Below are 10,430 nucleotides of genomic sequence, written 5' to 3' on the forward strand. Positions count from 1 at the left end.
AATCGTGCACAAATCAATTGCACAACAACATACAACCCATAACAGGAGAACAATATGTCCACATTCACAACGACAGACGGGACTGGCATTTTTTATAAAGACTGGGGTTCAGGTCAGCCAATCCTCTTTGCTCACGGATGGCCGTTATCGTCAGACGCCTGGGATCAGCAGATGCTCTTCTTCAGCCAGAATGGCTTCAGAGTCATCGCTCATGACCGGCGCAGCCACGGGCGTTCGGACCAGACATTCCATGGCAACAATATGGATCAGTATGCTGACGATCTGGCCGAACTTATTGAAGCACTGGATCTGAAGGACCTGATTTTAGTAGGCCATTCCACAGGGGGTGGCGAAGTTGCACATTATATCGGTCGCCATGGTACTTCCCGTGTAGCTAAAGTTGTTTTGGTTGGCGCAGTACCTCCTCAGATGCTCCGGACCGATGCTAACCCCGACGGCACTCCGCTGGAGGTATTTGATGCCATTCGCGAAGGAACGGCTAAAAACCGTGCTCAGTTCTTCTTCGACCTGACCATTCCATTCTATGGCTTCAATCGCGACCATGTACCAACCAATGACGGGCTGCGGGAAAACTTTCGCAGGATCGGGCTGCAGGGAGGTATTAAAGGACAATATGACTGCATCCATGAGTTCTCCGAGGTCGACTACACACGCGATCTGCAGCAGATTGATCGCCCTACCCTGATTATTCATGGTGACGATGACCAGATTGTGCCCATTAAGGCATCAGCACACCGCGCCGCTGAGATCGTTGCGCACGCCACACTGAAGGTATATGCCGGCGGCTCACATGGTCTGGCTGAGACAGAGGCCGACCGCTTTAATGCTGACGTACTGGGCTTTATTCGCGGCTAACGAGGTGGCCTGTTCCATACAGGCCACACCAATCCCATACCCTATCAACTGTGTTAAAAAGGGAACTATCATGTCTAAATTTGCTGCCTCCCTCGCTATTGCTACCGCTCTGCTGTCTGCCAGTGCTTTCGCCGAAACCGCAAAGCCGACTGTTGTCCTGGTTCATGGAGCCTTTGCTGACTCATCTAGCTGGAATGATGTCACCCGTATCCTGCAAAAAGATGGGTATAACGTCGTTGCAGCGGCTAATCCGCTGCGCAGTGTTTCGACTGATGCGGCTTACGTCTCTTCTGTTGTGAACAATATTAAAGGACCTGTGGTACTTGTCGGGCATTCCTATGGCGGCCAGGTAATAACGAACGCAGCCCGGGAAACGAAAAATGTTAAATCACTGGTTTATGTCGCCGCATTTGCTCCTGACGCGGGTGAAGCTGCCGCTGAACTGGCGGGGAAATTCCCCGGAGGCACGCTTGGCGAGGTGCTTTCCGCGCCGGTTAAGCTGGCTGATGGTAATGTCGAACTGTCCATTGAGCAGTCGAAGTTCCACCAGCAATTCGCTCATGACGTGTCAGCTGAAAAAGCTGCGCTGATGGCGGCAGGACAACGACCTGTTACCGAAGCAGCATTAACTGAAAAATCGGGAGCCCCCGCCTGGAAAACATTACCCTCTTACTTCATTTATGGTGATGGCGACAAAAATATCCCTGCCCAAAGTTTGCGTTTTATGGCTGAACGCGCGGGATCAAAGCACACCGTGGTGATCAAAGGGGCATCTCATGTCGTGATGGTTTCTCATCCTCAGGACGTAGCCACACTTATTGAGGAAGCCGCGAAATAAATGTCTCTGTCCTCTCTTTGACGCCCTTCCCCGTCAGAGGCACTGTCCCGGACTTTTTTCTGCGGTGCAACCGCCGGGGTATACAGTGTCTGCTGCCTTCGAAATAAACAGAAGAGAGATCGTCCGCCTGCGGTAAAGGCGGGCGTTTTCTCTATCTTCGCGAACGAGTCCCCATTTTTAAAAATGGATACGGTTCTTTATCTGACAAGCCCCGACAGAAACAGATATCAGTGTCCAGACAGGCGGGTAATTTCTGCTTATCCTATACTCAGCTAAAGAATATTGTGGTGTAGATGAAAATATCAAAAACGCGCATAAGTCGTTGAGGTTCTATGAAATTCCCCGGCATACCGGAAAATGAAGAAGAAAGACTAAAGTCGCTTTATCTCGCAGACCTGCTTGATACCAGAGACGATGAGCGTTTTGATCGTCTTACCCGGCTTGCCAGGCGAATCTTTCAGGTACCTGTGGTCCTGATAAGCCTGCTGGATCGCGAGCGACAATGGTTGATTGCATGCGACGGTCTCGGTGTCCGGGAAACGCCACGTAATATCTCATTCTGTGGGCATGCCATTTTGCAGGATGGCGCTTTTATCGTTAACGATGCATCTGTTGATGAGCGTTTTCATGATAATCCCCTGGTCACCGGTGAACCTTACATCAGATTTTACGCTGGCTATCCTGTGCATCTGCCTGACGGAAAAGTGGCAGGTACGCTTTGCCTCATTCATACCATCCCTCGTAGCTTTAACGACGAGGATATTGCTTCACTCAAGGATCTGGCCTTCATTGTTGAGGATGAATTTCAGGTCATCGGCATGGCAATGACCGACAGCCTGACCGGAATAGCTAATCGGCGGGGTTTTTACCGGACAGGAGAAAAACGGTTTCGCACCCTCACTGAGCGTAATACACCGTTCAGTCTTATCTTTTTTGATCTGGATAAATTCAAACCTATCAATGATCTTTGGGGACATGCTGAAGGCGATGAGGTTCTGAAAGTCTTCTCAGGACTGTTGTTTCAGTTCCTGAAGCCCGGCGATATTGCTGGTCGGCTGGGTGGAGACGAATTCGCCGTGCTCATTACCACCCGAAGCAGTACGGAGGATTTTTTGCATGCGCTTCGTCGGGGAGTTGACGATTACAACGAAAAATCAGGTAAACCCTATAACATCAATTACTCTTCTGGCGTTCTGCACAATGATCAGGGCCAGTATTCGTCGCTTGACGAAATGATCAAAAAAAGTGACGAAGTGATGTACTCAGTGAAGCGCAGAAAACAGCTTTAAGAGGAGCGCTTTGCGCAGCAATTTTTAAGATACCGACGCAGTCACCGCTCTTCTTAACGTAACTGGCAATCAGCCTCACTTTACCGATGCATATCAGCGTGATAATGAGATATGCTGGTTTATCATGGAAAAATCTTACGCTGAACGCTGAATTACATCGCTAATCAAAGGGTTAAAAATGAAAAAAACAATCCCAGAATATACGCCTGTTGACTTATCTCGTTGGGCCAGGAAGGAACATTTTGCAGTATTTCAGTCTTTTGCTCAGAGCACCATCAACCAGACTGTTAATTTAGACATCACCGATCTGCTGAAACATATTAAAGATGTTGGCTGGAAGTTTTACCCTACTATCATCTCCATCATTTCTGAGGTGGTAAACAGGCATACCGAGTTTCGTATGGCTATGAAGGACGATGAACTGGTTATATGGAAGGAAGTTTATCCGAGCTACACCATTTTCCATAATGAAACGGAGACATTCTCATCAATATGGAGTTATTACGATGGCAATATGGCGCACTTCCAAAAAACCTATTCTGAGGACGTTGCACGCTATGGAAATAACCTTTCTTACTGGCCTAAGGGCGAGTCACCGGACAATATATTTTTCGTATCGGCTATTCCCTGGGCAACGTTTACCAGTTTCAATGTCAACGTTGCAAACATGAAGAACTTTTTCGCGCCCATGTTCACCTTTGGCAAATACTACGAACAGGATGGAAAGACCTTGTTGCCGCTCGCCGTTCAGGTCCATCATTCCGTTTGCGATGGTTTCCATCTGGCAAGACTGTTCAATGAAATACAAGAGATAATGAGCGACTTACCGCACCGCGCTTAAACGGGCCGCTTCTGTAGTTAAGCGAGAAACGGGTCCAGGCGATGACGATTATGTTAATGCTCTGCCCGCTACCTGCCTTCCTCACCACAATCAACCATCTGCGCCTGGCATATGACAAAAAAAACCGCAAGCAGTTACCCGCTTGCGGCGACAGGCTCAGCGATGATGTGTTGATCAGGCAGCTTTAACTGCTCTGATTTTTTTACTGCCACCTTCATCTGACGCTGCTTTCTCTGCTGCTGTTGCGGCATTAAGATCGGGAAGTTTGCTGGTACGCAGAATATGCTGCACGGCCTCTTTCTGCTCGGCGAGATAGAGTCCCAGATTTTCAGCCTGCGTTTCATCCATCTGCATGTCACTTTGCAACAGCCAGTCGGTGAACGCTTCTGCGAGGTCGAGCAGTTTGTCGTGAGCGTCAGCCTCTTTCTTACTGGCAAATGTCATTTTCTCTTCACCTTTTCTTACGACAACATATTTTGTTTCAACAGCCATTATGCACCCCCTATACTGTAATTATATACAGTATAGCACTTCCCGGTTTGTGTTGCAGCCAAAAATGCGCTGGGTAAACCTGCTTAATATGTTCGGGGGCGGCTCCCCTTCAATTACAACGCCTTATCGGTAAACAGCGGTACGTTACAGGACGTCGCAACGTGGTCCAGATAGCCGCTCAGGTAGTCCGGATACGGGAACGCTTTCACAATTGTCAGCGAGTTCAGCACCGGGAAAAGGTAAAAATCGGTGATGCTTATCGGGTGTCTGGCACGCAGATAAGGCTCGATTTTAGCCAGTTCATCCACCAGCGTATCGATACAGGCCTGACTATTGGCCAGTAATGCCTCCAGATCGCCAAACGCTTTTATCTCACGCTGGGTATAGGCTTCGCGTGCGGCTGGGGTGGACAACTCTTGAAAATCTGCCCGGGTAAAACGTGGGATCGCCAGGTTAAAGACGGTGCGCGTGTTCTCTTTGCACCAGGCCTCAATCAGGGGATCGCATTCACCTTTAATCACCGGCTTGCCGTCAAGCTGATCGACATAATGGACGATATCCATGCTTTCCGGCATGTAAGCGCCCTCTTCTTTTTGCAGGATCGGCACGACCTTTCTGCCCACCATACGGGTTGGCGTTTCGACATCCCCTTCCATTATCACGCCCAGCTCGAAGGGCACCTTTTTAAGACCAAAGATCATTCGCGCGCGGATACAGAACGGGCAATGCTCATATACATAGAGTTTCATAGCGCTCTCTTTCTTTATACAGTTGGATGAGGGAGGAATGACCTGACAGGATCGGGCAAATCGGGTCAGGGTTACCAGTCTAACTTTAGTAGGTTGAAGTCAGCTGAAAATCAATCTTGTAATCAGTACAATAGATGTAACCACAATGTTAATGAGATATACATATGAAGTTATTTTCCACTCAACGTACAGATGTCTGGCTGCTGACGCCCGACCTGGCAGAAAGATTCCAGCTTTTCCTGCTGGAAAACCGCTCATTTTTCGCGCCCTTTGAACCATTGCGTGATGAAGACTATTTCACACTTGATAGCGTGTCCCAACGGATTGCGAGTGCGCAGAAAGATTATGAAGCAAGAAAATGTCTGCAAATCGTTTTCACGTTAAAAGGTGAAAATAACATCATCGGCAGCATTAATTTCACCAATTTTATCTTTGGGGTTTTCCAGGCGTGCTATCTCGGTTTCTCTCTCGACCACGCTCATCAGGGGAAAGGACTCATGCAAGAGGCGCTTAAAGACTCTCTGGATTATGTACAAATGCATTACGGCTTTCACCGGATTATGGCAAACCATCTTCCTGATAACGCGCGCAGCAGTAGAACGCTTGCCAGCCTCGGGTTTGTCAAAGAGGGCTATGCCCACTCCTACCTCAAGATAAACGGGATCTGGCAGGACCATGTCCTCAATTCCCTTGTTCTGCCAGAAGCGGAGTCAATGTCCTGAATCGCGATGTTACGCTGGCCGGACCTTGTTCACGAACCACATTCCGGCCAGCATCGACAACACAAACAGCACTCCCTTCCCTGCGCCCGCACCCAGTAAGACCAGCGCCGGTCCGGGACAAATACCCGCCAGCCCCCAACCCAGGCCGAACAGAACAGCGCCCATCAGCAGCGCGCGGTCTACGGTGTTATTCTCCGGCAGCCGGATCGGCGCCCCGCAAAACGACGTTTGTTTGCCTTTAGCTAACCTGAAGCCGACTATCCCCACCGCAATCGCCCCGAGCATCACGAAGGCAAGAGAGGGATCCCAGGGCTGAGAGAGATCCAGAAAGCCAAGCACCTTCTCAGGATTTGCCATCCCGCTTATCAGCAAACCCACGCCAAAAATCAGGCCACACAGAAACGCGGCAATGACCATTAACATATCTCCTCCTTAACCGAGCCAGAAACCGGCCAGCGTTGCGGTAATAATACCGACCGCCATAAAGGTCAGCGTGGCCGCAAGGGAACGTCTGGAAAAACGCGACAGTCCGCAGACGCCGTGCCCACTGGTACACCCGGATCCCAGGCGCGTCCCGGCGCCCACCAGCAGGCCCGCCACAATAATCAATGGCCACGAGGTTTGAACCGTTATCTCAGGTAAGGGAAAGAAAAGGCTGAACAGCAGAGGTGAACCGATAAGACCGGCAAAAAAGCCTACCCCCCCCCCCTCGTTCCGAGTCTGTTTCGTCAGCATCCCCGCCACAATGCCGCTGATCCCGGCGATTCGCCCGCAGAAATGAATCAGCAGTATGGCGGCAAGCCCGATTAACATCCCCCCCGCGAGGCTACTCAACGGAGTAAAGTGAGCGAAATCAACGATCATGATCGGCACCTTTCTGTGGGCAATAGAGGTCATATAAGGTGTTGAGCAGCGTGAAGATCCGCGGATCCTCAATCCGGTAGAAAATCTGTTTACCTGTACGTCGGGTCTCCACCAGCTTTAAACGCCGCAATACGCCCAGCTGCTGGGACAGGGTGGGCTGACGGATCCCCACCGCCTCTTCAAGCTGCGCGACGTTCGCTTCCCCCTGGCTTAACTGACACATCAACAGCAGTCTGTCGGCATTGGACAAACCGCGCAAAAGCTCCGCAGCCCCCAGTGCCGCTTGTTTCATTGCATCCTGAATATCGCTATTCATAGTCACGATATGCACCCATCAATATACATATTTATATAATGTATTTTAGTATATTGTAAGCCGGGCCGCATAGCAAAAAAAACCGGCAGATGGCTACCGGCTTTTTTTTCTCCCCCATGTGGCCTGACCTTATAATTTCAGCTCAGGCACCAGCGCTTTTTTATCCGACATACAGCTTTGCCACGCTCTGCCCGGTTCGCCATTATCCAGCACCGACGAGGTACGATATTCTACGGTGCGGGTACGCTGATCGGGCCCCACATAGTCGAGGGTCGTCCAGCGGGTGTCGGCGTCTTTGCCCTCGGCGGTGAGTTCGATAGTCTGGTTTTTCACAATCTCGGCGCACTCTTTCGCCGCGGCCTCGACTTTACGAAACTTCTTCTCTTCGGGTGAAGTGCCCTCACCGGACATGGACATACAGCCGGTGAAGAGTAAACAGGCAAGGGTTAGAAGGCTGATTTTTTGCAGCATCACGCAGTCCTTAGTCATGAACAGGTTACTGCAAAAGCGTAGCTTATACGGCTACGCTCTTCCTGCGATCAGCATTTCCATATCACGCTTTAACAACCGACACGCCCTGCCCAACCACTGCCTCAACCCAGCGACTGTCGGTATCCGGTTCAACTACTACGGTGTTAATAAGTGAAAGCTCGCCAATCAGGAAGGGTGAAGCGGTATTTATCTTCTCCGGCGACGCCAGCACCACCGTTTCGGCGGCCCTGCCGGAAAATGCGCGTTTGATGCACGCTTCTTCATAATCACCGGTTGTTAACCCTGCTTCCGGGTGAATACCGGTTACTCCCATGAAAAAGAGATCTGCATGGATACGTTCGATACCCTCAATCGCGGCGGCCCCCACCGTGACGATAGAGTGGCGGAACAAACCCCCCCCAATCAGGATCACCTCAACCCGGGGATGGTCCACCAGCGCCAGCGCAATACCGGGACTGTGGGTGACCGCCGTAAAGGAGAGATCCGTCGGCAAGCAGCGAACCAGCTCGGTCGTGGTCGTCCCGCCATCAATGATCACCACCTGTCCCGGCGAGATAAGCTCAACCCCCTTCTGCGCCACCCGCTTTTTGGCGTCGATGCCAAGGTGGCTGCGCTCGGCAAAGCTGGATACCGCTTTTGATGCTGGCAGCGCGCCGCCATGCACCCGCTGTAAACGCCCCTCGGCTGCCAGCTCGCGCAGATCCCGGCGAATGGTATCTTCCGATACCTGAAATTCGATGCTGAGGGTTTTAGAGAGCACCTCCCCTTTGGTATTCAGTTTTTCAAGGATCAGTTGTTTGCGTTGACGGGTGAGCATGAGAGATTCCTGAGGCTGCATGTTTGATCTTGATATTGCACGAATGTGCAGACTATGATGGTCACTCTACCTATTCAGGAGGCATCGTGCAATCAACTCGTGCAGAAGTACGCATCCTCGACAGCAAAACGCTGTCAGATGACTGGTACACACTCAAAAAATATACCTTCGATTTGCGTCGTCGCAACGGGGAGTGGCAGCGTCAGAACCGCGAAGCCTACGACCGGGGAAACGGCGCAACCATCCTGCTCTATAACCGCGAAAAAAAAACGGTGATCCTCACCCGCCAGTTTCGCTTTCCGGTCTATATAAACGGTCACGACGGTTATCTGATCGAAACCGCCGCAGGCCTGCTTGATAACATGGCCCCGGAAAAGCGCATCAAAGCCGAAGTGGAAGAAGAGACTGGCTACCAGATTGACCAGGTGGAGAAGGTGTTCGAAGCCTTTATGAGCCCCGGCTCCGTCACCGAGAAGCTCTACTTCTACATCGCGGAATATCACGCAGGGGATCGCACCGGCGCAGGGGGCGGTATCGAGGCCGAAGGTGAAGATATCGAAGTGCTGGAATGGCCGATAGAACAGGCGCTCCAGGCCATTGATGATGGCACTATCGTCGACGGCAAAACCATCATGCTGCTCTACCACGTCGCCCTGAAGAAGATCGTCTAACATCCGCGCACCGACAGAAAGGGATTTCTGTCATGTCTGAAACCTCATCATCTACACTTCAGAAAAGAGCAAACTGGAGATGCCCGCATGACCGACTGGAACCCTGGCCTGTATCTGCAATATGGCGCGGAACGCACCCGCCCCGCCTTAGAGTTGCTGTCCCGGATTGCGCTGGATAACGTTACCGATGTGGTCGATCTCGGCTGCGGACCGGGCAACAGCACGGCGCTGTTGCAGCAGCGCTGGCCCACGGCGCAGATAACCGGCGTCGATACCTCGCCCGCCATGCTCGCAGAAGCCAGAGCCACCCTGCCAGGCTGTCGGTTTATTGAGGCGGATATTCGCCACTACCGTCCCGAACGCACCCTGAGCGTGGTTTACGCCAATGCTTCCTTGCAGTGGGTAGAGAATCACTATGAGCTGCTGCCGCATCTGGTCTCAATGCTGAAACTGCACGGCGTACTGGCTATCCAGATGCCGGATAACGACCTGGAGCCCACCCACGTGCTGATGCGTGAGGTGGCGTTTGAACAGGATTATCCGGATCGCGGCCGGGCAGCGCTCCCCGGCGTCCATGCCTATTACGATATCCTGACCGAGGCAGGCTGCGAGGTGGATATCTGGCGTACGACCTATTATCACCAGATGGCCTCCCACCAGGCGATCGTCGACTGGGTAAGCGCCACCGGCCTGCGTCCGTGGCTTCAGGATCTCAATGAGAGTGAGCAGCAGCGCTATCTGCATCGCTATCATCAGCTGCTGGAGGAGCAGTATCCACTTCAGGAAAACGGGCAGATACTGCTGGCCTTTCCGCGGCTGTTTATCATCGCCCGACGCGCACCGTAGCTACGCTTTTGCCTCTTTCAGCAGCTGCTGGATCACCTGCTCCTGCTTGTCAGTATTCCCTTCGCCGAAAGAGGCGTAACGCAGTTGCCCTTTGGCATCGAAGAAGTAGTGTGCAGGCCAGTAGCGATTGCCAAAGGCGGTCCAGATTTTATAGTTATTGTCAGTCACCACCCGGTACGGCAGCTGCCATTTGTTAATGGCTTTTTGCACCGAGGCCAGCGGTTTCTCCCACGGATACTCGGGGGTATGGACGCCGATCACCACCAGACCCTGTGACGAATATTTGTTGGCCCAGTCGCGAACGTACGGCAGCGAGTGCTGACAGTTAATGCAGTCCCAGGTCCAGAAGTCGATCAGCACCACTTTGCCTTTTAACGACGCCGGGCTGACCGGCTCGCCGTTGAGCCATCCGGTACCACCTTCCAGAGAGGGCATCGCGCTTGTGGTGACCGGCTGTGCCACCGGCTGAAGGGTCGGCGGAGTCTGGCTCCCTGGCGCCAGTTGCAGCAGCGTTTTCTCCAGCCGGTCGGCCAGCCCGTTTGCCCCCTGAAAGAGGCTGTTCAGACCAAACGCCGTAAACGCAACGGACATCAGCATCACCACCCCCGCGGTTTTTC

15 protein-coding genes are annotated in these 10,430 nt (G+C 52.1%); 7 read left to right on the forward strand and 8 right to left on the reverse strand.

What is annotated here, in order from left to right:
- Window positions 1-54: 54 nt before the first annotated feature.
- From WFM46_RS14750 to catA, 4 genes are all read left to right on the forward strand, one after another.
- Window positions 55-876, forward strand: a complete 822-nt coding sequence (locus WFM46_RS14750) for an alpha/beta fold hydrolase (protein WP_336997919.1) — start codon at window positions 55-57, stop codon at window positions 874-876.
- A 70-nt stretch (window positions 877-946) separates the two neighbouring features.
- Window positions 947-1,714, forward strand: coding sequence for an alpha/beta fold hydrolase (locus tag WFM46_RS14755; protein WP_336997920.1), 768 nt, complete (start codon window positions 947-949; stop codon window positions 1,712-1,714).
- Window positions 1,715-2,046: 332 nt separating this feature from the next.
- Window positions 2,047-3,003: a sensor domain-containing diguanylate cyclase gene (locus tag WFM46_RS14760; protein ID WP_336997921.1), complete on the forward strand. Its 957-nt coding sequence runs from the start codon at window positions 2,047-2,049 to the stop codon at window positions 3,001-3,003.
- 178 nt (window positions 3,004-3,181) lie between these two features.
- Window positions 3,182-3,844 carry a type A chloramphenicol O-acetyltransferase gene (catA, locus tag WFM46_RS14765; protein WP_103179593.1) on the forward strand — a complete coding sequence of 221 codons (663 nt, stop codon included), beginning with the start codon at window positions 3,182-3,184 and terminating at the stop codon, window positions 3,842-3,844.
- A gap of 174 nt (window positions 3,845-4,018) precedes the next feature.
- On the opposite strand, the gene WFM46_RS14770 is transcribed toward catA, so the two are convergent.
- Together WFM46_RS14770 and grxB are read right to left on the reverse strand one after the other, a co-directional pair.
- On the reverse strand, window positions 4,019-4,336 hold the full coding sequence (locus WFM46_RS14770) for a YebG family protein (protein WP_103179592.1): 318 nt from the start codon (window positions 4,334-4,336) through the stop codon (window positions 4,019-4,021).
- A gap of 113 nt (window positions 4,337-4,449) precedes the next feature.
- Window positions 4,450-5,085, reverse strand: a complete 636-nt coding sequence (gene grxB, locus WFM46_RS14775; RefSeq protein ID WP_103179591.1) for a glutaredoxin 2 — start codon at window positions 5,083-5,085, stop codon at window positions 4,450-4,452.
- Window positions 5,086-5,249: 164 nt separating this feature from the next.
- Here grxB and WFM46_RS14780 point away from each other — a divergent pair, with 164 nt between their 5' ends.
- Entirely contained in the window at window positions 5,250-5,807 is a 558-nt protein-coding gene (locus WFM46_RS14780; RefSeq protein WP_336997922.1) for a GNAT family N-acetyltransferase, read from the forward strand.
- Window positions 5,808-5,816: 9 nt separating this feature from the next.
- On the opposite strand, the gene WFM46_RS14785 is transcribed toward WFM46_RS14780, so the two are convergent.
- From WFM46_RS14785 to WFM46_RS14805, 5 genes are all read right to left on the reverse strand, one after another.
- Window positions 5,817-6,230, reverse strand: a complete 414-nt coding sequence (locus WFM46_RS14785; RefSeq protein ID WP_180209415.1) for a DUF6691 family protein — start codon at window positions 6,228-6,230, stop codon at window positions 5,817-5,819.
- A 9-nt stretch (window positions 6,231-6,239) separates the two neighbouring features.
- Window positions 6,240-6,671: a YeeE/YedE family protein gene (locus WFM46_RS14790; RefSeq protein WP_336997923.1), complete on the reverse strand. Its 432-nt coding sequence runs from the start codon at window positions 6,669-6,671 to the stop codon at window positions 6,240-6,242.
- Window positions 6,661-6,963, reverse strand: a complete 303-nt coding sequence (locus WFM46_RS14795; protein WP_159339321.1) for an ArsR/SmtB family transcription factor — start codon at window positions 6,961-6,963, stop codon at window positions 6,661-6,663. Before WFM46_RS14795 ends, WFM46_RS14790 begins: the two co-directional genes overlap by 11 nt.
- A 153-nt stretch (window positions 6,964-7,116) precedes the next feature.
- On the reverse strand, window positions 7,117-7,476 hold the full coding sequence (locus tag WFM46_RS14800) for a hypothetical protein (RefSeq protein ID WP_139156342.1): 360 nt from the start codon (window positions 7,474-7,476) through the stop codon (window positions 7,117-7,119).
- Window positions 7,477-7,540: 64 nt separating this feature from the next.
- Window positions 7,541-8,296, reverse strand: coding sequence for a DeoR/GlpR family DNA-binding transcription regulator (locus WFM46_RS14805; protein WP_336997924.1), 756 nt, complete (start codon window positions 8,294-8,296; stop codon window positions 7,541-7,543).
- Window positions 8,297-8,382: 86 nt separating this feature from the next.
- Here WFM46_RS14805 and WFM46_RS14810 point away from each other — a divergent pair, with 86 nt between their 5' ends.
- Together WFM46_RS14810 and tam are read left to right on the forward strand one after the other, a co-directional pair.
- Window positions 8,383-8,967 (forward strand): NUDIX domain-containing protein, encoded by a 585-nt coding sequence (locus WFM46_RS14810; RefSeq protein WP_103179584.1) that lies wholly within the window; start codon window positions 8,383-8,385, stop codon window positions 8,965-8,967.
- Window positions 8,968-9,054: 87 nt separating this feature from the next.
- The gene (gene tam, locus WFM46_RS14815) at window positions 9,055-9,813 is read left to right on the forward strand and encodes a trans-aconitate 2-methyltransferase (protein WP_103179583.1); all 759 of its coding nucleotides are present in this window, start codon (window positions 9,055-9,057) and stop codon (window positions 9,811-9,813) included.
- Here tam and WFM46_RS14820 read toward each other — a convergent pair.
- A partial coding sequence (locus WFM46_RS14820; RefSeq protein WP_336997925.1) for a redoxin family protein occupies window positions 9,814-10,430 on the reverse strand: 617 nt, incomplete at its 5' end.

The sequence above is a fragment of the Leclercia sp. M50 genome (assembly GCF_037150775.1).
In the GTDB taxonomy this organism is placed as follows: domain Bacteria; phylum Pseudomonadota; class Gammaproteobacteria; order Enterobacterales; family Enterobacteriaceae; genus Enterobacter.